Origin of the sequence: Butyrivibrio sp. AE2015, from assembly GCF_000420825.1 — a bacterium.
In the GTDB taxonomy this organism is placed as follows: Bacteria; Bacillota; Clostridia; order Lachnospirales; family Lachnospiraceae; genus Butyrivibrio.
In genome coordinates this window covers 1-21,706 of sequence record NZ_ATVR01000048.1, presented here as the reverse complement: position 1 = coordinate 21,706, position 21,706 = coordinate 1, and the positions used below count along the sequence as shown (strand labels likewise).

16 protein-coding genes are annotated in these 21,706 nt (G+C 40.9%); 1 reads left to right on the top strand and 15 read right to left on the bottom strand.

Annotated features, from left to right (window positions below):
- Nucleotides 1-619 precede the first annotated feature (619 nt).
- The 15 genes from G585_RS0115430 to G585_RS0115360 all read right to left on the bottom strand — a co-directional run bounded on the left by G585_RS0115430 (nt 620) and on the right by G585_RS0115360 (nt 19,889).
- A complete protein-coding gene (locus G585_RS0115430) occupies nt 620-1,258 on the bottom strand; it encodes a hypothetical protein (RefSeq protein WP_022776202.1) in 639 nt (212 codons plus the stop codon).
- Between the two features lie 117 nt (nt 1,259-1,375).
- On the bottom strand, nt 1,376-1,858 hold the full coding sequence (gene ilvN / locus G585_RS0115425) for an acetolactate synthase small subunit (protein WP_022776201.1): 483 nt from the start codon (nt 1,856-1,858) through the stop codon (nt 1,376-1,378).
- A gap of 23 nt (nt 1,859-1,881) precedes the next feature.
- Entirely contained in the window at nt 1,882-3,507 is a 1,626-nt protein-coding gene (ilvB, locus tag G585_RS0115420) for a biosynthetic-type acetolactate synthase large subunit (protein WP_022776200.1), read from the bottom strand.
- 24 nt (nt 3,508-3,531) lie between these two features.
- Nucleotides 3,532-6,000 (bottom strand): homocysteine S-methyltransferase family protein, encoded by a 2,469-nt coding sequence (locus G585_RS0115415; protein ID WP_022776198.1) that lies wholly within the window; start codon nt 5,998-6,000, stop codon nt 3,532-3,534.
- A gap of 13 nt (nt 6,001-6,013) precedes the next feature.
- On the bottom strand, nt 6,014-7,075 hold the full coding sequence (locus G585_RS0115410; RefSeq protein WP_022776197.1) for an acyltransferase family protein: 1,062 nt from the start codon (nt 7,073-7,075) through the stop codon (nt 6,014-6,016).
- Nucleotides 7,075-7,590, bottom strand: a complete 516-nt coding sequence (locus G585_RS0115405) for a lipoprotein (RefSeq protein WP_022776196.1) — start codon at nt 7,588-7,590, stop codon at nt 7,075-7,077. The genes G585_RS0115410 and G585_RS0115405 overlap by 1 nt, the downstream gene beginning before the upstream one ends.
- Before the next feature lie 21 nt (nt 7,591-7,611).
- Nucleotides 7,612-8,037 (bottom strand): ATP synthase F1 subunit epsilon, encoded by a 426-nt coding sequence (gene atpC / locus G585_RS0115400; RefSeq protein ID WP_022776194.1) that lies wholly within the window; start codon nt 8,035-8,037, stop codon nt 7,612-7,614.
- Nucleotides 8,038-8,039: 2 nt separating this feature from the next.
- Nucleotides 8,040-9,431, bottom strand: coding sequence for a F0F1 ATP synthase subunit beta (gene atpD, locus G585_RS0115395; protein ID WP_022776193.1), 1,392 nt, complete (start codon nt 9,429-9,431; stop codon nt 8,040-8,042).
- Nucleotides 9,418-10,350 (bottom strand): ATP synthase F1 subunit gamma, encoded by a 933-nt coding sequence (gene atpG / locus G585_RS18440; protein WP_022776192.1) that lies wholly within the window; start codon nt 10,348-10,350, stop codon nt 9,418-9,420. Before atpG ends, atpD begins: the two co-directional genes overlap by 14 nt.
- Nucleotides 10,337-12,130, bottom strand: a complete 1,794-nt coding sequence (gene atpA / locus G585_RS18435) for a F0F1 ATP synthase subunit alpha (protein WP_022776190.1) — start codon at nt 12,128-12,130, stop codon at nt 10,337-10,339. The genes atpG and atpA overlap by 14 nt, the downstream gene beginning before the upstream one ends.
- The gene (locus G585_RS0115380; protein WP_022776189.1) at nt 12,123-12,614 is read right to left on the bottom strand and encodes an ATP synthase F0 subunit B; all 492 of its coding nucleotides are present in this window, start codon (nt 12,612-12,614) and stop codon (nt 12,123-12,125) included. The genes atpA and G585_RS0115380 overlap by 8 nt, the downstream gene beginning before the upstream one ends.
- A 36-nt stretch (nt 12,615-12,650) precedes the next feature.
- A complete protein-coding gene (atpE, locus tag G585_RS0115375) occupies nt 12,651-12,869 on the bottom strand; it encodes an ATP synthase F0 subunit C (protein ID WP_022776188.1) in 219 nt (72 codons plus the stop codon).
- Between the two features lie 26 nt (nt 12,870-12,895).
- Nucleotides 12,896-13,579 (bottom strand): F0F1 ATP synthase subunit A, encoded by a 684-nt coding sequence (locus G585_RS0115370; RefSeq protein ID WP_022776186.1) that lies wholly within the window; start codon nt 13,577-13,579, stop codon nt 12,896-12,898.
- Between the two features lie 129 nt (nt 13,580-13,708).
- Nucleotides 13,709-17,395 carry a hypothetical protein gene (locus G585_RS0115365; RefSeq protein WP_022776185.1) on the bottom strand — a complete coding sequence of 1,229 codons (3,687 nt, stop codon included), beginning with the start codon at nt 17,393-17,395 and terminating at the stop codon, nt 13,709-13,711.
- Nucleotide 17,396: 1 nt separating this feature from the next.
- Nucleotides 17,397-19,889: an efflux RND transporter permease subunit gene (locus G585_RS0115360; RefSeq protein ID WP_022776184.1), complete on the bottom strand. Its 2,493-nt coding sequence runs from the start codon at nt 19,887-19,889 to the stop codon at nt 17,397-17,399.
- Between the two features lie 213 nt (nt 19,890-20,102).
- On the opposite strand from G585_RS0115360, the gene G585_RS0115355 reads away from it, so the two are divergent.
- A complete protein-coding gene (locus G585_RS0115355) occupies nt 20,103-21,467 on the top strand; it encodes a cellulose binding domain-containing protein (protein WP_022776182.1) in 1,365 nt (454 codons plus the stop codon).
- Nucleotides 21,468-21,706: the final 239 nt, after the last annotated feature.

The window sequence follows — 21,706 nt, the reverse complement described above, 5'->3', positions numbered from 1 at the left end:
GGTATCTGAGTCAAAATCACTAACAACATGTCTGAACCACTATACAAAGCATGTGATACTTGCAAAAAATCTCCAAATCATGTCAGAAGCCTATGCACAAGGCATGAAAATCGAGAAAAATCTCTCGCAGCATGCTATAGCCAGGTAAATCTTTATGTTTTAATATCCCAAGTCTCCAGCTGATTCAATTTCAGCCATCCCTACTGTTCTCGGAGTCAGAGCCCGAGGCAATAATCCCCAGCCACACCGAAGGTGCTTGCCATTGACGGGTTCTGAGGAAAACGCTACAATGCTTGTTCCGACGGTGCGTGAAAATCTACTGTTCCCATCATCCTCACCGTCGGCAGAGCCTGCAGGGCGTTTTCCTCAGGTTCAGTCAATGGTGGCGTACGGAGCCAAACATTTACCAATTTCTTAAGCTTATACATAGAATAACAGGGGGCAATGTCTGCCCCCTGTCTACTCCCTAGCTTCTACCTTACTTACGCATATACAAAGCGAAAGCATTGTTATATGCAACACTTAAAGACTTTGAACACCAAAAAAGATGGCCTTTCGCACCTTTATAAGGAGCGAAAAGCCATCTATAAAATAATCTGTTATTCTGGTATTTCTGGTATTACTTCATACCTGTAACATAATATTCAAATGAATCATAAGCCTGTTTTGTATAGAATCTGGCAGTCATTGTTTCGCCAGGCTTAAGCGCACCTCCTGTATTATAAAGACCAGATTCGCCAAAATCGACTATCTGTCCTTTATAATAATAAACAACTACAGCCTCACCGGATACAGCTTCGCTGCCGGTATTTGTAACATATATTTCTACATTTCCATTTCCTGCATTATAGCCTTTGGTATCAAGGTCATTTCCTGCAGCTTGTACTCCATATGATCCAAGTTTAGTATTTACAAAAAGATCATAGTCATAGTTTGTTGCTGATCCAGAATTTGGAAATACTCCAACAAGCATATATATTTCGCCCGGAGCCAGTATAAATACATCATCCTCAGCATTCGTCTCCATTACATTTCCACCAGCATCAATAGAAATAGCATCCATTGAAACTGCCGTATCTACACCATTTGTATTTGTAACTTCAACAAGAAGATACATATTTCCGTCGTCTAAGGTCGCAGAGTACTCTTTTCCTACAGTAATACCATTAACAGAGCCGGATGCAAAGGCTGTGGTATAAACGCCAATAAGCATAGTTGCAACAAGCATGATTGCCAAACTTACTCTTATCTTCTTCATAATGATTCTCCTTTTAATATAGGGGTTTGCGTGTATACAAAGTATACATTATCGATTTGCCGTTTTGAATTAAACACCAGTTAAATCATTATAAAAAAACAGTAAAGCCATAAAGCTTTACTGTTCCTTGCATTTCGTAAGAGCAACCGTCCCTGTTCGTGCTATTTCAACTATACTAACACTTTTAAGCATCTCTATAAATAACTCAATTCTCTCTGACGTGTCGCATATCTGTATGACCATCATATTTTTAGACATATCAACTATAGAAGCTCCCATGATCTGGCAGTTCTCCATGATATCTCTTCTGTTATCCCTGTTGTACTTAACCTTGATAAGCATAAGCTCTCTGTTGATGCTCATGCTCTCCTTGAAAGTCTTTACCTTGATAACATCAATCTTTTTATTAAGCTGCTTTTCTATCTGTTCAATAGTTCGTTCATCACCTGTTGATACGATAGTCATGCAGGAAACGCTTCTGTCTGCAGTTTCACCAACAACCAGAGAATCAATATTGAAATTTCTTCTTGAGAAAAGACCTGCCACTTTAGAAAGTACACCTGCCCTGTTTTCTACAAGAACTGAATATATTCTTTTCATGTTAAGCTACCTTTCCCCATTTCTTATCTGGTAAGCGCCATAGGATCAACAATTACTTCCATAAGACCGGACTTATCATCCTTCAAAAACTCTTTCAGTTTTGCATCAATGTCACATTTCCCGTCAACCTTCTCATAGTCCATTCCGTAAGCTCCTGCAATAAGTGAAAGATCAGGGTCTCCTGAAAGCTCTACCATTGAATAATGGTCATCATAAGTATAATGCTGATGCTCTCTTACCATGCCAAGATATCCGTTTTTCATAACGATTATCTTAACCGGAATATCATACTGGCGCATTGTAGCAAGTTCCATCATGGACATCTGGAATGCTCCGTCACCAATAACAGCTAAAACCTGCTTTTTAGAGTCAGCAAGCTTGGCTCCCATGGCTGCCGGAATTGAATATCCCATGGTCCCCATTCCACCTGAGGTCAAAAATCTTCCGTCACGCACCTTAAAATATGAGCAGGACCACATCTGATTCTGGCCTACATCGGCTACATATACACAGTCTCTGTCTACTTCTTCTGAAAGCTTATTTATAAAAACTTCCGGATCAACAAAGCCCTCACCTGCAGGTTTTCTGTCAATATGCATATCCTCTTTATACTTTTTAAGAAGACTGACCCACTCATCATGGTCATCAGCATGGTCATCCTGCTCAAGAAAATCCGCAAAAATATGCTTAATATCACCTACAAGAGGAATTGTAGGTCCAACGTTTTTGCCTATTTCAGCGGGGTCAACATCTATATGCACCATAACCTTATTTTCAGTTATAAGATCCGGCCTGTTTACTGCGCGGTCCGCAACTCTTGCCCCAACCATCAAAAGAAGATCCGACTCATTCATGGCTCTATTAGCATAAGGGGCCCCGTTATTTCCGACCATTCCAAAATAAAGAGGATGCTCTGTTGGCATAACTCCAATACCCATCATGGTAGATACAACCGGGACCTTATTAAGTTCAGCAAACTTAACGATCTCGCTGGTAGCTCCACTTAAATGAACACCGCCACCGACGCAGATGATAGGTCTCTTTGCCTTCTCAACCTCTTTTATAACTTTTCTTATCTGGACAATATTACCCTTTACAGTTGGCTTATATGAACGCATGGATATTGTTTCAGGATAGGAAAACTTCCCTGTAAATTCCGCAGTCTGAACATCAAAAGGAATATCAATAAGTACAGGTCCTCTTCTTCCGCTGTTTGCAATATAGAAGGCTTCCTTGAATATCCTTGGGATATCATTTACATCCCTTACAAGATAGCTGTACTTAACAAAAGATTCCACAGCACCTGTGATATCTGCTTCCTGGAAAACATCACTTCCTATCATGTCGCTGTTTACCTGCCCGGTAATAGCAACAAGCGGGATAGAGTCAGCATATGCTGTAGCAATACCAGTAATAAGGTTTGTGGCACCGGGCCCAGAAGTCACGGCACACACTCCGACTTTGCCGCTTATTCGCGCATATCCGCTTGCACAGTGAGCAGCATTCTGCTCTGTTCTTATCAAAACCCTCTTTATATCAGTCTTTAGCATTTCGTTCCAAAAGGGGTCAATTGCAACTCCTGAATAACCAAAGATGACTTCTGTTTTTTCCTGTAACAGGCACTTAACTATTGCTTCAGCTCCAATCATACAACGCTCCTCAAATACTTTTTATCACTGATTGTCTTCGATATTAAGAATCTGTTTAACCACCCTGACAGCATCGGCTGCATCTGATGAATAGCCGTCTGCTCCTATCTCCTGGGCATAATCCTCTGTCACCACTGCTCCACCGATAATGATCTTGGAATCAAGTCCCTCCTCATGAGCCAGGTCCACCACATTTTTCATTTCTTTCATGGTGGTAGTCATAAGTGCAGAAAGAGCTATAATGCTGGCATCATTATCCCTGGCCGCATTTATTATCGTCTCCTTTGGAACATCTTTTCCAAGGTCAATAACGTTAAAACCATAATTTTTAAGCATCAGTGCCACAAGGTTTTTGCCGATATCGTGGATGTCGCCATGAACAGTTGCTATAACAACTGAAGGGAGCTTTTTCCCTGTGGCTTCATCGCCCTTTAAAAGCGGCTCTAATACTCCTATTGAAAGTTTCATAGCCTCAGCCCCTGATATCAGCTGCGGAAGGAAGAACTTTCCCTTATCAAAAAGATCTCCCACTTCGTTTATGGCCGGCATCAAAACTTCATCAAGGATAACCCTTGGCTCTATTCCTCTATCAAGCGCTATCTGCGTATCTTTTACGATAGTTCTCTTCGATCCTTTTAAGACATCTGCCTTTATTATAGCAAGAATATCATCATTATTAGTAGACGCTGATTTATCCATTTTTGCAGCGCCCGTTTCTGTAGCGTTTTTATCCTCTTTTGCTTCTGCTATGCGCTGCATTCTCTCAATATATCTGATGTCAGCACCTTCTTTATTGCGCAAAAGATCTGATGCAAAAGCCGCATTTACAAGCATTTCCTGGGACGGATTGGCAATAGCCATAGTAAGTCCACGAGAGATCGCCATAGTCAAAAAGGCTGTATTTACATTCATTCTCTCAGGAAGTCCAAAGGAAATATTGGAGAGACCGCATACTGTGGCATATCCGTTCTCATGACAAAAACTAATGGTATCCAAAGTCTTTATGGCAGCTTCCCTGTCAGCACCAACAGTAGCCACCAGCCCGTCAACCACGATATCTTCAAGATTCATTCCCATATCGTAAGCCATTTTGGACAACTCTTTTATATTACCTATCTTTTCCTCAGTTGTCTTTGGAAGTCCTTCCGGACTAAGAGGTAAAAGAATAAACATAGCGCCATACTTCTTGGCAAGTGGCAGGAACTGTTCTGCTTTGCCTTTTTCCAAAGAGATGGAGTTCATAAGGGCTCTTCCTGGGTAAATCCTAAGGGCTGCCTCCATGACTTCAGCGCTGCTGGTATCTATGCAAAGTGGAAGGTCAGTCTGAGACATAACTTCCTCAAGCACATCAAGCATCATCTCTTTTTCATCAATTCCGCTCATACCCACATTGATGTCAAGGATCGATGCACCTTCCTTCTCCTGACTTCTTGCAAATTCAGAAACCATGGAAAGATCCCCTTCACGAAGAAGTGCCTGAAGTTTCTTTTTACCAGTGGGATTTATCCTTTCTCCCACTATCATAAAGTTTTCGTCAAGTCCAAAGGACAGGCTCTGCCTCTCAGATGAAAGATATCTTCTTCCAACCATTTTCCTTGGTATATCATTTTCAGGTGAATAGCCCAAATAGCTTTCTTTTAAAGCCTTTATAAAAGCAGGTGTTGTGCCGCAGCATCCTCCGATCACGCTGGCACCTGCATCAAGAAGCCTTCTCATCTCCTTAACAAAAGTAGGCTCATCCATGTCATACTCAGTATTCCCATTTTCATCAACAGAAGGGAGCCCCGCGTTGGGCTTGGCAACTATAGGAACGCTTGTCACAGAGGCCATATTTCTTATGATCTCTTCCATCTTATCCGGGCCTGTAGAGCAGTTTGCACCAATAGCGCATGCTCCAAGTGCCTCTAAAGTAATGGCACTAGCAGAAGCATCTGACCCGTAAAGAGTCCTTCCGTCAGCCTCAAAGGTAAGAGTTACCATTACAGCAATATCAGAAATTTCCTTGGCAGCAATAAGGGCTGCTCTGCATTCCTGAAGACTCATCATGGTCTCAACAACTATCAGATCACATCCAGCTTTTTCAAGGATACTGATCTGTTCCTTATATGTATCCACAAGTTCTTCAAAACTTAAATCTCCGATAGGCTTTAGCTGCCTTCCGGTCATGGTGATATCACCTGCCACCAGGGCTCTGCCATCTGCAGCTTTTTTTGCAAGTTCTACAAGCTCTGTATTTATCTCTTTTATGCTGCCCTCAAGGCCGTAGTCAGATAGCTTTATCCTGTTGCCTGTAAAAGTAGGGGCATAGATTATATCCGCCCCTGCATCAACATAGCTCTTCTGAAGCTGTAACATCACATCTTTATGCTCAAGGATCCACTTTTCCGGGCATACGCCAGCAGGCATTCCAGCCTTCATCAGGTTCGTACCCGTCGCCCCATCCAAAAAAACTACTTTTCCCTTAAACTTTTCTAAAAACTCTTCTCTTTTCATACCGCTCTACCTTTTATATTTTTGTCTTCCTGTAGCTGTATTTTTTGATCGTCCTTGGTATAAACCATATAAACAAAAGGCACAGAGCCATTATCACAAAAGGTTTCTGCCCCATTGAAACATCCGGCAAAACTCCGTAGTAAGAAAGCTGATCAAAAATACTGATCACCAGAACATGATAAAAATAAATATTTGATGATCCTTCCTTTCCTATCTTCCATAGGTGCCTGCCACCACCAATACCTGTCTCTGATAAAAAGAGAATACCAAGCACCATAAGAAGCGCTCCAAAAGGACATTCTTTTTTGCCAAGAAGAAGGAACTCTGCACTTGATATCACCATTCCTGCAAGTATGCCTGCAAATCCGGGAACAATCCATTTTCTGCTGCGAATTGTAAATTCATCTTCAGAAAGTTCCTCTTTTAGCTTGCCTATGTGATCAGAAAAACATATTCCCAAAAGGACAAAAGGCATGCCCTCAAACAGCCAGTTTCTGAGCACATACCAGGTGGTTATGCTGATATCAAAAGGCCTTATAGGATAAAAAGTCTGAAGCAGTTCTCCAAAGTACATCCCTGCTAAAAGGATCACCACAAGAAATTTGTACCATTTTCTAAGAACAGGTGCAAATATGTATATCAGCACAAATACATAAAAAAGTGCAAACAAATACCACAGATGGTCAAATGTATATGATCCGTCATAAATAAATTTGCCGGAATTAAACAAAAAGAACCATCTTGCTTCAGACAGGTTGAATTTGGATGTGAACCACTCTCCAAAACCAATACCGTTTTTTAAATGAAATAAAAGTGAATAGACCAGATAGATAAGATAGACTACCCCCGTGGTCTTTACGAGCTTTTTAATGGCCTTGCCAACTCTTTTTCTGATATTTTCAGTACTTCTCATGCTATAGGGAATGAGAAATCTTCCAGAAATGGCAAAAAAGAAAGGACAGATATATCTGCTGATTGCGTCCCAAACAAAACCAAAGGTCCCGGGAAATCTGGTGTGACCTATGATCACTCCCATTGATGCGATAAATTTTACTAAATATATAAATGTATTCATTATTCTTCTGTGCTCGTTCCTATCGTAGAGAATTGTATAGAATCCTGTGTCGTTACTGTAACGCCCTCTCCCGTTGGAACTTCGCCATGAAGAACCTGTAACATAACCAGTACTCTGCTATTGGCTCTCTGGTAATACTGACTAGCAAGCGACTCGCTGTCACCATCGAACTCATTATCATAGGCCTCATGATAAAACTGATCGGCCATTTCCATATAGTCAGCAGCTTCAACTGCAATATCTGATATTCCTGAAAACTCCTCAGGAATCGTAAGCTCTGACATTTTCTTATACTCTTCATTCATCTCATCCAAATATCCTAAAAGCTGTGATACAGCCTCATCAGAATTAGGATCGATGCCATTGATTGATTCATCAAAATAAGAAAGCTTATTATAAAAAGAGTCCATACTCTCCTTATAGCTTTCAAGTTCGTCATTTGTTTCCTTCTGACACCCGGTTAAAACAAAAGCTGCAACCAGGGCACTCAAAAGAAGTGTCCTTACTTTTTTCACACTTACTACTCCCCATTAAAATTAGTCTTTATATTTAGAAACAGCTGACAGTCTTGTAAGGGCTCTTGCAAGTCCTGCCTGAGACTTCTTAAATTCCTTGATTGACTGTTTCTGCAGCAGGTGCTCCTTAGCATATTCATAAGCTTCCTGCGCTCTTCTCTTATCAATATCCTCAGGTCTTTCAACAGTATTTACAATGACAATACATCTGTTATTGGCAACCTGAACAGAACCAAGGCTTACTACTCCAACGGTCCATTCGCCACCCGGCTTTTTTATCTTAATAATACCGTCAGAAAGAGCAAGGATCATCTCCTCGTGGCCTGCCAAAACCGCAAGCTCCCCATCATCACAAGGAAGAATGATCTCTTCTGCCTTATCATCATAAAATATTCCGTTTACGGAAATGACCTGAAGGCCAAAGGTAGCTACCCTTTCCTCACTCATACTCACGCCTCGATCTGTTTTGCTTTTTCAACAACTTCATCAATAGAGCCAACATTAAAGAATGCTGCTTCCGGATACTTATCCATATCGCCTTCTATAATAGCTCTAAATCCCTTTATTGTCTCTGCCAAAGGCACAAACTTACCCTTTATTCCTGTAAACTGTTCTGCCACATGGAATGGCTGTGAAAGGAATCTTTGGATCTTACGTGCTCTGTAAACAGTAACCTTATCCTCATCACTAAGCTCTTCCATTCCGAGGATAGCGATAATATCCTGAAGTTCTTTGTACTTCTGGAGTATTTCCTGGACCCTTAAAGCAGTTTCATAATGCTCTCTTCCTACAATATCCTCTTCAAGGATACGGCTTGAAGATTCAAGAGGATCAACAGCAGGATAAATACCCTGCTCAACGATCTTACGGGAAAGAACTGTTGTGGCATCCAAATGTGCGAATGTTGTGGCAGGAGCAGGGTCTGTAAGGTCATCCGCAGGAACATATACAGCCTGAACGGATGTAACAGAACCAAATCTTGTTGATGTGATCCTCTCCTGAAGAGAGCCCAGATCAGTAGCAAGAGTTGGCTGATAACCTACCGCTGAAGGCATTCTTCCAAGAAGTGAAGAAACCTCAGATCCCGCCTGAACAAATCTAAAAATATTATCAATGAATAAAAGCACGTCCTGATGGCCTACATCTCTGAAATACTCAGCCATTGTAAGTCCTGTCTCGGCAACTCTCATACGAGCTCCCGGTGGCTCATTCATCTGTCCAAACACAAGGGCAGTCTTTTCAATAACGCCAGACTCACTCATTTCTGACCAAAGATCATTACCCTCTCTTGAACGCTCTCCAACACCGGTAAAGATAGAATATCCACCGTGTTCTGTAGCGATATTCTGGATAAGCTCCTGAATAAGAACTGTCTTTCCTACACCGGCTCCACCAAACAGACCTATCTTTCCGCCCTTGGCATATGGCGCAAGAAGGTCAATAACTTTTATTCCTGTCTCAAGGATCTCTACTACAGGACTCTGATCAACAAGCTTTGGTGGGTCTCTGTGAATCTGCCATTTTTCAGGAGTTTCAAGTTCACCCTTGTGATCTATCGTCTCTCCAAGGACATTGAAAAGTCGTCCAAGGACCTTGTCTCCAACAGGAACACTTATAGGACCGCCTGTACAATATACAGGCATATCCTTACACAGTCCCTCACTTGGAGAAAGCATGATACAGCGGACTGTATCCTCTCCTATATGCTGTGAAACCTCCATGACACGTTTTTTGTCTTCTACATAAACCTCGAGAGCATCACTGATATATGGAAGATCACTGTCTTCAAATTTTACATCCACTACAGGTCCCATGACCTGCAAAATCTTACCGTTTTTCAAGATTTGCTCCTTTTTTCTTTGCTTCTTTGCTCCGTTTAAGAGCCTTTGCTCCACTGACAACCTCTGTTATCTCCTGAGTTATCAGTGCCTGCCTTTGTCTGTTATAGGTGCGTTTGAGATTACTTATCATCTTTTCAGCATTTTTATTAGCTGAATCCATAGCCATCATTCTGGCGCTTTGAACCGAACAAAAGGCTTCAACAAGCGCTCCATATATAAATCCGGTAATGTAATTTGGAACAATATTGTCCAAGATCGCCGACGGACTCGGATCCATTAAGAATTCTTCCCGCATAACTCCTGGTGGAAGCGGCTGTTTTCTGATATCCGTGATGATATCAAGAGGAAGCAGTTTTTCAAATCTGGTCTCACATACATTGCCCTGAACGGTAGTGTAGACTACATAGATCTCATCAAGCTTTCTCTCATAATAGTAATCAAGGATCTCAGCCGCGATCTTCCTGGCTCTGTGAAGAGTAGGATTCTGGGAAGTGAACATAAAAGATTCCTCTATGTTCATATTCTTGGATGCAAAATGGAACCTTCCAACTTCACCAATAACAAAAAGCTTCCATTTGTCACCATCCGACAGAATATGCTCTTCGGCAAGCTTCAGAACATTGTGGTTATAGGCACCGGCAAGGCCCTTATCATCTGTAAAAATGATATATCCCCTTCTTCTGTCTTTCTCAGGGATATCCTGCCAGGTTTCCAGAAAGATATTTTCAACCCCCTCAGGGAGATGTCTTACTACTCTGGAGATCATTGCCCTCGTAGCAAAGAAGAATGGCTCTGTATCTTCAAGCATCTTTTTCGCTTTTCGAAGCTTGGTCGACGAGATCAGGTACATAGCATTTGTAATTTTTCGGGTATCATTTACCGAATCGATTCGGTCCCTTATTTCCTTAATTGTTGCCATGAGCTATCTCTATTTCTTCCTTAAGCTGTTTGTTTTCAACATCATTAAACGCATCAACACTATCAAGAATTCTCTTTTTAAGCTGGTCAGAAAGTTCTCCGCTCTTTTCAAGTTCCTCGCAGATCTCCCCCTGCTCAGTATTGAAATAGTTAAGGAGTTTTTCTTTATACTCCCTTACCTGCTTAACAGGTACAAGATCAAGTCGGCCGGCATTAGCTGCTACAAGGATGATAACCTGCTCATGCATCTTAAGAGGGTGCTCAAGAGGCTGTTTTAAGAGTTCCATAAGAACGCTTCCATGACGCAGCTGATTCTTGGTAGTTTCATCAAGGTCTGAGCTGAACTGTGTAAACACAGCCATTTCTCTATACTGTGCAAGGTCAACTCTTATACTTCCGGCAGATTTCTTCATTGCCTTGGTCTGAGCTGCACTACCTACACGGGAAACGGAAAGTCCTACATTTACAGCAGGTCTCATACCTTCAAAGAAAAGATCACTTTCAAGGAATATCTGTCCATCAGTAATTGAGATAACATTGGTAGGAATATAAGCAGATACGTCGCCTCCAAGTGTCTCAATGATCGGAAGTGCTGTAATTGAACCACCTCCAAGTTCTGATGAAAGCTTACATGATCTCTCCAAAAGTCTTGAATGCAGGTAGAATACATCTCCTGGATAAGCTTCTCTTCCCGGTGATCTCTCAAGAAGAAGTGAAAGTGCTCTGTATGCTACTGCATGCTTGGAAAGATCATCATATACGATCAGTACATCTTTTCCATCATGTAAAAAGAACTCTGCCATAGCCGTTCCTGAATAAGGAGCGATATACTGAAGTGGCGCCATGTCAGAAGCTGTTGAGCTGACTACTATTGTATAATCCATTGCCCCTGTCTTTTTAAGGGTCTGAACAATCTTGGCAACAGTAGATGCCTTCTGACCTATAGCCACGTATATACAAATTACATCTTTGCCCTTCTGGTTTATGATAGCATCAAGAGCTATAGAAGTTTTACCGGTCTGTCTGTCGCCGATTATAAGCTCTCTCTGTCCTCTTCCAATTGGGAACATGGTATCTATAGACAAAATACCTGTCTCCATAGGTTCATTAACTGACTGTCTCTCAATAATACCAGGTGCGGGCTGCTCTACAGGCCTGTACTCGGTTTCTTTTATTTCGCCAAGTCCATCAACAGGAGCTCCAAGCGCATCAACAACTCTTCCAACAAAAGCCTCACCAACAGGTATTCCGGCTTCCTTATAAGTTCTAACAGCTCTTGTACCCTGTCTTATTCCTGCATCATTACCAAAGAGGATACAACCGATGTGGTCACTTCTGATATCCTGTGCCATTCCTCTTGTACCATCTTCAAATTCGATGATCTCGCCGTAAAATGCATGTTCAATGCCATCTACATTGGCAATACCATCACCAACCCAGGTAACTGTTCCTACTTCCCTGTCCTCAACCTGAAGCTTAAAATCCACGACCTTATTTCCAAGCATTGATATGATCCTGCCTGTATCGTGTTCTTCAGTTTTCTTGCTAAGGTTATTAAGTTCTGCGCGGAGCTGCTTTGCTCTGCCGGCATCAGACCAGTCATATTCAAAGTTCTTGCAGGATACAACGAAGCCTCCTCCTATTGAAGGATCCTCTATTGTCTCGACTTCAATAACTGCGTCATCGAACTTTTTTTCAAGAATTTTCTTGATCTTTTCAATCTGCTCTGAACTTGGAGGAGTACTTGCATAGCGCAGTTTTGCTTTTAAAGTTTCACTCATTATTTGCTCCAGCTTCACTTATAAATTTCTCATACAGTTCCATATCATCTTCTTTGCTGTGTTTTGTCGCAGCAATCTTAGAAGCGGCATCCACAACCATATCAGTGAGCTGAGCTGCATAAGCTTCCTTTGCTCGCTCATTCTCAACTTCTGCGTTGTGTCTCGCTTCAACTATGATCTGCTCACCTTTTTTCTTGGCTTCACTTATGATTTTTTCATACTCGTCATAGCCCTGCTTCTTGATGTCAGCAAGAATCTGCTCCTTCTCTTCATCCGCCATCTCGATTTTCTTTTCATACTCTCTCTTGGTGGCAATAGCAGACTTTGTGGCTTCATCAGCTGTTTTGGTGGCAGTATCCACTTCTTCTCTTCTCTGCATCAGAACCTTGTCCACTCTCCCAAAAAGAAACTTCCTGAACAAGACATACAGAATGAGAAGATTAAATATAGTACATGCTATGTTTACAATACTGGTTGTTAACACTTTGTATCCCCTTTACACGTCTAGAATTATCTTCTCTTATGAGAAAAGAATGATCATGATAGCTACTACGAAACCATAAATAGCTGTTGCCTCTGCAAGAGCGCAACCGAGAAGTAAAAGTTTCATGATCTTGCCATCTGCTTCAGGCTGACGGGCAACAGCATCCGTTGCCTTTGATGTAGCAAGGCCGATACCAAGACCTGCTCCAATTCCTGTAAATGCGGCAATGCCTGCTCCAATCGCTGTTAAACTCATTATAATTCCTCCTTTTTGTGTAAATGTTATTCCACTGCTTCTTTAATGTAGAGTGATGTCAAAAATGCAAAAACATAAGCCTGTATACATCCGTCAAATATATCGAAATACAAGCTAAGTAGTGCCGGGAATATAACCGGTACTACGAACTTGATAAGTTCCATGATTACTGTAGCACCTAAAATGTTACCAAAGAGTCGCATGCACAAGGAAAGCGGTCTGATAAGAAGTTCTAACACATTCATCGGTGTTATTACAGGCATCGGCTCTGCAAATCCCTTAAGCCACTTCTTAGGGCCTTTCTTGCGAAGACCTGCTGCCTCTACGAGTACAATACTCATAACCGACAAAGCGATCGTCACTGTAAGATCCATAGTAGGAGGTGTAAGACCAAAAAGCCCGACCATATTGGAGCAGGCAATAAAGATAAGCACTGTCGCAATATAATCTACGTACCTCTCTCCTTCTTCACCAAGCATTCCCTTAACAGCACCTCGTATCCAGAGAACAAAGGCCTCAACAGCCGCCTGCCTCTTGGAAATATTATGTACTTTGAGATTGCTTGTCATGATCAGAATAAAAATAAAGACAAAACCTATAATCACCCACGAAAGGACAACAGATTTATATATATCAAAAAATCCATTGCCAAAAGGGAAGTGAATTAAAGTTTTGTCTTCCATAAGGATTTCATTAAGTAATTCCTTCATAATTTTATACCCCAGTAATTCTTTTTTAGTTAGCCCCGATTAATCCTCCATTGCAACAAACCCCCAAGCTATCTATAATTATAGAAACTGCTTGGGGATTGTGCAACCCTTTTATTGATTGTTTATATTTTAATCATTTTTGTTTATTTTTTCGTCTTCTTTATTTATTTTTTCGTTGCTGTCGTCATAGAATATCTGTTCTTTATTCTCTATCCTCTCAGAAATCTTTACTCCGATCTTATTAAGGATTCCCGGAAGCTTTCCGCCATGTCTTACAATAAATACTATTATCAGAACAATTATCAGAAGAATTCCCACTAAAATTCCGACAATTCCAAGTACGACCAGATAAACCGTTTTTTCAGCTCCATTAAACCTTATATCGAGCGTAAAGTTGTTACCTTCGATCTCATAGATATTATAATTACCAAGTTTACCCTTTTTCTCAATAAGCGTTTGCTCATCTCCATTTACCAGATATACATCATAATCTTTGAAACTCTTTGCAAGATCTACAAGAGGTTTGATTCTTACATCATGGACGCTTTCTCCATCATCAGGAACCTCAACCACAACAGTCTCATACTTAACCAGGTCTTTTATGTTGGCAACTTTTTCAAAATTATTGTCATCATAGTACAAGGTATGATTTATTGTCAGTGTATCATTTTCCTTAAACTGTCCATCCACCAGGACTTCTGCCTGATAAAAACCATCTTCATCACTTGATGTATCCTCGGAGATAGTTGTCCTATACTTCACATAGGAAGCAGTAACAATTTCATCAGTCTTTATACTATCTATACTATCCTGGTCCCAGGAAACATAATATCCTTCTTTGGGGGCTATTTCAGGATAGTCATCAAGACTCATTTTCTCCCCAAAGCGCTTGCTGACTTTTTTCACCAGCTTCTTTCCGCCATCAAGATCTTCATCCTCAAGAATAAAAGAAACAGTCATATTCTTAAAATCATATGGAAGATCAGCCGCATTATAGCTGACAGGTTCAGCCTTGAGTGCCTGGCTTGTTCTGTCTATTCCGGCGAGGTCATCACTGATAAAGGTATTGCCTCTCACAACCCCATCATCGCTTATGTGACCGGAAACCGCACCATAAAAGCTCTCAGCATCCTCTATTTTTACCAGGGAAAGACACTCACTTATATTCTGACCATCACCTGTTATTCCACCAACGTAGGACTCTCCTGAAAGGATTCCCATGGAATTTGAGTTAACCACATAGGACAAAGATCTGCCGCATGTTCCGCCTATATACTGACCGGAATTGGACTTTAGATTTCCAAGGTTAGTACATTTTAGAACTGTCCCCATTTCCTGCAGGCCGCAGATTCCACCCACATAGTTTTTTTCACCTGTAACATCGCTGTAGTTTTTGTTATTTCTAAGAACACACTTTGTCAGATATGAACTGTTAAGTCTTGAATCCTTGATGCCTGTCGTATCACTTTCTTTGTCGAAGTCATATTCAATCGCCATAGTTCCGGCAATACCTGCAGTATCAATGTCTCCTTCTACAGAGCCGTAATTTATACACCAGTCTATGGTCGCATCAGTACAATTCTCAGCTTCTTCAAAAGAAACATCTTCATAATTAGCTGTATAATCAGCCTCCAGCACACCGTCAACAGCATCAGAGAACAACAGCATTATAGTATTGAACTGGTCATTCATTTTCTGCAGGTCATCTACTATAACTCCTGTAGCATTATTCATCTCCGAATTAAGAAGGCCAAAGTTATCATTCATGCCCTGCATATTGTCAACAAAGCTCGTTGTGCGGGCTCTGTATTCATTACTAAACTGAGGAAGGACTATGTCAGATCTTCCTGCTATATTTTTTACTATGGCCTTAGTATCAGAACCGGCTTCCTTAAGATGCTCTGTAGCCTGTTCAAAAGAATTCATTGCCTTTACCGCATCTTCTCTTGCGGCATCAGTCATCTTAGAAGTTGCCTCAGCTGCTATGACTGTAACCGTAGCACTTGCAGTTGTAAGGTCATCAATATAGGCATCCTCACCTTTTTCTCCGGTAACAGGGCTCTGATAGTTGTTTCTTGCATAGCGGTCCGCCTCAGAGGTAGCATCTTCAGTTGCATCACGATTGAGGGTCTGATCAGCTTCATATCTTGGATCTTCACTGTCACTTACAGGGAAGACTGCTCCATCTGTGCTATGCTTCCATGTGCCATCTCTTACGTCTTTTTCAAGTTCAGTACCATCACTTGAAACATATACAAGGTCCCTTGTTTCTTCTTCCCTTAACCTGTGAGCTTTTACGTATTCGTTGTATTCTTCAAAAAACTTTGAATCAAAAAGAGCTTCATATTGACTTGAAAGGCCCTCGAGCACATCCAAAGAATTGTTATACTGCTCTTTCTGATCATCATCCATGTACTTTTCAAGATCCAGATCTTTTACCGTATCCTTAAGACTTCCGGCAGAGCTGTGAAGATCTTCTGCTGCGTAAGTAGCCTGATCAAGAGCTCCGTCCTTCTTGGAAGACTCATCAAGAACATAATCAACTCTTGAAAATGCTTCAGTAGCAGCTCCAGACACACCATTTGCAAAATCTATGGTTCCCTGGGCAATATACTTAACGTCTTTTATCGCACCATCTGTAAACTGCTGGATTGCAGAGAGTCTGCTGGATATAGTATTTGACTGATTCCTGGTATCATTTAAAGTCACAGTGACAATATCATGGAGCTTTCCAATGGCTTCGGAGAGCTGATATGCGATATCAGTGCTCAGGTCGACAGTGACATATGGCTCTGCCTGGCCGACAATTCCTCCAACATCCTTTCTTCCGAGGATGTTGCCATTATTGGTGCAGTAATACAGATACCCTGACTGTCTTCCTGTAATTCCTCCCACATTGTAGCCAACATGCTCATATCCCACATCACCTATATTGATGCTTCTTCCTATTATACCTATGGAAAGACCTGCAATTCCTCCGATATCAGATGCAGTAACATCTGCGTTGGCATCCTCTGCAGTACTGTTAATATTCTTTACAAGCGATATCACTTTATTAAGTGTGCTCATTGAATCTATTGTGATCTGAGTATCTTCATTGGTTGTATTTACCAGTGCTTCATTGGTACAGCCATATATATTACCCATGTTCTCGCCGGCAATACCTCCCACATAGTGGACTCCATGTATAAACCCTTTTGAAGTGCACCCTTTGATATCGCCTGACAGCTGGTTGATTCCTGCAATTGCTCCTATGTAGTCATTGGCAGTTATAACGCCTTCAAAGTCACAATTTTGGATAAGTCCACTGTTATCTGATACAATGCCTCCAATTATGATATTTTCACCGCTTGGCAATATCGAAGCTTTGACCTTAAGATCACGTATACTTCCTGTCTTTTGAAGGGTTACAAATAGTCCCACATGAGAAATGTCTTTTCCAATCGTAAAATCACTTATGGTATGGCCATTTCCAACAAATTCTCCGGCAAAAGTCGGAACACCTTCAAAGTTCATTCCAAGAAGCGAAATATCTGCATTTAAGGTAACTCTTTTGTTTACAGACCAGGTATCAAGCTTACAGTTCTCGGAAAACTGCAGGAAATCTTTGACAGAGTTTATCGTTATCTCTTCTATATCCTCTGGTATTTCAGCCTCTATATCTTCCTTAATGTCCTCATCTACGTCTACTTCATTCTCAATAGCTCTTTCCTGAGTTCCGGTCTTTATAGCTTCACCTTCTGTGGCAAGTACTGAAAGTGGCATCGCAAAAGCTATAGTTATTCCAAGAAGGAGTGCACATAATCTCTTTTTCATATCAGTTTTCCTCCCCTTCTGAATAGTAGAAATCACTTTCCTTGGCGCTTGTATCATATGGCTCTTCGTCCATCATTGTCACATCTCCATTTTCTATAAAGGCACTGACATTGCCTTTAACAACCGCGTGGACTACGCCTGTGATATTACCGTCTATATGACCTCTTATTGCGCCGTCAATTCGCATAGTTCCTGACCTTTGCTTGGTGGAAAGAGGAACATTCATAACAAAGGCTGTAAGCTCAATTACCTTATCTCCCACAAGAAGTATCTGCGGAAGCACAAACATTGTTATAAGAATGGAAATAATTGTTCCTCGCCCAAGACACTTACCAATTCCATAAATCGCGCAGTCTGATGTCATCTTACCAATAAGCGTTCCTGCAACAGCAAGCATGGTGCCTGATGTAATGATCGTAGGGAATGACAGGTTCATTGTATCGATGATGGCATCTCTTTTACCCATGGTCTGTCTGAGTTCTGTGTATCTGCCCGCGATAACGATCGCATAGTCAATGTTGGCACCCATCTGGATAGAACTAACAATCAGATATCCAAGGAAGAACAAATTGTCATGCTCTATGGCAGGTACTGAGAAGTTGATCCAGATACACCCCTGAATAACAGCAATAAGAAGAACAGGCATACCTGCTGATTTGAAGGTGAAAAGAAGCACCACCAAAACCGCAAGAATTGATATGACACTGGTTACCATGTTGTCTCTTGAAAAGCACTTTTTCAGGTCATACTGGCTGACAGACTCACCGACAACATAAATCTTATCCTCATCGTAATATTTCTCAGCGTAGGTATGCATTTTTTCAAGGAAAGCAAAGGTCTCATCAGACTCCTGTGGAAGGTTTAAATAAACAAGTATTCTTGAATAGTCCTCTCCCTGAAGCTGCTTTTTGGCAAACTCCATCATTCTGTTGGCTTTTTCAAGTTTGTCCATAAGTTCATCACTTAATGTCACATAGCCTTCTTCAACTTCCCTGTAAACAAACATGAACATGTCAATAAGTGGCACCTTGTAATTAGCAAGGCCATTGACAACCTTTGCGTAGTCTTCATCATTAACGGCATAGGCTGTGTATATGAGCTCTGCTATCTCATAATCGATATTTAAAAGTTCTGAAAACTGTCTTGGCGTGAGCTTTTCAGTAAGCGTATATCCATTTAATGCCTCAGTATTGGCAAGGCCTGTTATAGACGAAACATTCTCATCAGCCAAAAGATCTTCGATGAGCTGCTTTTCTGTATCATAATCTCCTGACGGGAATACAAGCGCCACCATATTATCCGACCTGAAGTTATCATTCTGCATGTTCTGAGCCGCCTGCACCTCGTTGATAAGCGGCGGTGTGATCTTGGTATAGCCATATACGTAAGGTGTTCCGGAAGAAATCCTGTTGGCGATTATGATCACAACTACAAAAGCCGGTGCTATCACGTACCTTGTTGCATAGGCAAACTTACCAACAAATGGAATCTGTGGAATGAAATTTTTGTGTTTGGTCTTTTCCATAAGGCCTGCAAATACCATGATAATTCCCGGCATAAGCAGGAATACAGACAAAAGGCTTAAGATAATAGCCTTAATAAGAACGATACCCATATCTCTTCCTATTCCAAACTGCATGAACAGCATGGCAATAAGACCACCGATCGTAGTCAGTGAACTTCCGGATATTTCAGGAATAGACTTGGAAAGAGCGATGATACATGCTTCTCTTGGAGGAAGCTCAGCATGCTCCTCCTTATATCTGTTAAGGAAAATAACGGCATAGTCTACAGACAAAGCCAACTGCAGAACTATAGTCACAGAATTGGATACAAAAGAAATTGTCCCCAAAAGGAAGTTTGTTCCCATCTGCACCAAGGCAGCACTTCCAAAAGTAAGGAGAAGTATCGGGACCTCTGCATATGCCTGAGATGTCAAAAGCAAAACACCGACTACAACAAAAACAACGATTACCGAGATAACATTCATCTCTTTTGCAATAAGCTCAGACTGAGTATCTCCAAGAGTAGTTGACAGATAGTAATCATATTTATCAAAGTAATCTTTTACATCATCCAGAAGTTCAAGACACTTTTCATCTTTTTCATCATAATCAAAGGTTATATTAAAAAGAGCTGATCCGTTGTTATAGTGTTTGTCAGTATCATCTAGCTCCGCTGAAAATACGCCGTCAATGTCCTCAAGGTCTTTTTGTATCATAAGTGCCTGATCATAAGAAACATTGGCAACCATGACTTTAGCAGATCCATATGTAGTAAACTGCTCTGCCATCAGATCAAGTCCAAGCCTGGTCTCCGACGTTCCTGGCAAATATTCTGACAGCTGATTTTCTACACCAACCCATCCTCTTGATACAACTGCGAAAATACACAGAATCGCGTAAATAAGAAAGAAAAGATTGCGCTTATCTACTATAAAAGCGCAGATTTTGAGCATAAAACTATTACTGGATTTCTCCCCGCCGTTTTCCATTTAATCCCCCTGAAAATAGATATATGAACAATGAATTCACATATTAGATTTAAATATAGAACGCATCTACGCTATATATTGTACACCTTATTTATTGTATTAACAATTTCATGGTTGTTTTTGCATACAAAAGCGTCATATCTGAATTGCTAGTCATAAGCAGATTCTCATAAAATTAACAGTATAAAAAAATAATATTTTGGGGGTATTTCAATGAAAAAAAGTTTTGTAGCAAGAATTCTTGCCTATTCAATGGCAGGATTCTTAAGCGTGGCATCATCTGTAAGCTCTGCATCTTTCATTTCTTATGCAGAAGAAGATACAGAAGTTGTTACCAAATCTTTCACCTTAACAGATCTTGTATGTAACACAACCTTAACATCGCAGGCAGCCAGTCTTGGAAGTTCAAGCAACGTTTCTTTTGACATCCAAAGCGATGAAGTGACATATGTCACTGATCTTGCTCCTGTTTTTCCAGGATACCATCTTGAAAGGGCAGATTACAAAAAGGGTTATTCAAACTATACAGGCATCGACTATTTCTTCCTGAAACCTTATATAGTAAAGGCAACAGGCGAAACTGCATATTCTGTTTATATCCACTACACAGGGGCTGCCGGAACAAGTGATCTTTCAACAAGTGCTGCTCACACAAATGGAACTCATCTCTTCTGCCATTACGCTCTTAATAACTACAAGGCAAACTATCTTGCAGACGAAGATGTGACAAATGTTCCGGTTGATGAGAACATTTATACAATAGAAAACAGTTCCAGCATAACTGTTTCAACCGAGGCTCCTGTAAAAGAAGGCTATAACTTTGATGGATGGGTTTTGGAAGGAACAGAAAACCTTTATCAGCCCGGTGATACTATTTCTCTTTCAGACCTACCAGGCGAAGAAGTAAACTTTTTGGCAAGCTTTTCTGAGATTGAAGCTCCTAAGGCAAACATTGAAGTAAGTTCTGAGGTTGTAACAAGCTGGAATGATCAGGTTCAGCTAAACGTAACAGTTACAAACCTCTCTGATGTAACTGCAAAGAACTGGAAAATAGCTTTTGATCTTGACGGAAATATCGATCAGATTTGGAACGCAGAAGTTGTTTCTTCTGAAAATGGCAGCTACGTGATTTCTCATCCATCATGGAAAACTGATCTTGCTGCAGGCGAGAGCTACACCTTTGGACTTATTGCAACAAAGAATTCAGAAGAAGACCTTTCTATAAATGAATCAACACTTGTATCAAAAGAAGCTGTTGACCTTGAAAATGTCAACGTATCTTTATCCAAACAGGCATGGAGCTATGGATACAATGGAGAAATAAAGCTTGAGAATAACTCTGATTCATCTCTTGATGGATGGACTTTAGAATTTGACTTTGCAGATGAGATCACAAACATCTGGAATGCAAATATAATAAGCCACGAAGATAACCACTATGTTATCGAAAACGCTGGTCATAACGGAAGCATTGCTTCCTCATCAAGCGTTTCCTTCGGATTTTCTGCTACTCCTGCAGATGGAGCTGAATTCTCAGAAGCAGATCTTGAAAATGTATCTGTAACTGTGATCAGATAAATATATAATTTCTCAAACTAAAGAATAACAACTTTTTTACAAGGGAGAGTATTATTGCGTAAGGTTTTCTTCTAGCAAAATACTCTCCCTTTGTATATGCGTAAGTAATTGGCTCTGTACGCCACCATTGACTGAGCCCTGTCTGTTGATAAGTCACTTGAAGCGTCCCACTGACTCTATTAGAAAAAGTATAGTTTACGGCTGAGTACGCCACCATTGACTGAACCTGAGGAAAACGC

Coding starts and splice junctions, on each gene's coding strand:
- G585_RS0115430 (WP_022776202.1), bottom strand. CDS start 1,258: ATGAAGAAGATAAGAGTAAGTTTGGCAATCATGCTTGTTGCAACTATG.
- ilvN (WP_022776201.1), bottom strand. CDS start 1,858: ATGAAAAGAATATATTCAGTTCTTGTAGAAAACAGGGCAGGTGTACTT.
- ilvB (WP_022776200.1), bottom strand. CDS start 3,507: ATGATTGGAGCTGAAGCAATAGTTAAGTGCCTGTTACAGGAAAAAACA.
- G585_RS0115415 (WP_022776198.1), bottom strand. CDS start 6,000: ATGAAAAGAGAAGAGTTTTTAGAAAAGTTTAAGGGAAAAGTAGTTTTT.
- G585_RS0115410 (WP_022776197.1), bottom strand. CDS start 7,075: ATGAATACATTTATATATTTAGTAAAATTTATCGCATCAATGGGAGTG.
- atpC (WP_022776194.1), bottom strand. CDS start 8,037: ATGAGTGAGGAAAGGGTAGCTACCTTTGGCCTTCAGGTCATTTCCGTA.
- atpG (WP_022776192.1), bottom strand. CDS start 10,350: ATGGCAACAATTAAGGAAATAAGGGACCGAATCGATTCGGTAAATGAT.
- atpA (WP_022776190.1), bottom strand. CDS start 12,130: ATGAGTGAAACTTTAAAAGCAAAACTGCGCTATGCAAGTACTCCTCCA.
- atpE (WP_022776188.1), bottom strand. CDS start 12,869: ATGAGTTTAACAGCGATTGGAGCAGGCATTGCCGCATTTACAGGAATT.
- G585_RS0115370 (WP_022776186.1), bottom strand. CDS start 13,579: ATGAAGGAATTACTTAATGAAATCCTTATGGAAGACAAAACTTTAATT.
- G585_RS0115365 (WP_022776185.1), bottom strand. CDS start 17,395: ATGAAAAAGAGATTATGTGCACTCCTTCTTGGAATAACTATAGCTTTT.
- G585_RS0115360 (WP_022776184.1), bottom strand. CDS start 19,889: ATGGAAAACGGCGGGGAGAAATCCAGTAATAGTTTTATGCTCAAAATC.
- G585_RS0115355 (WP_022776182.1), top strand. CDS start 20,103: ATGAAAAAAAGTTTTGTAGCAAGAATTCTTGCCTATTCAATGGCAGGA.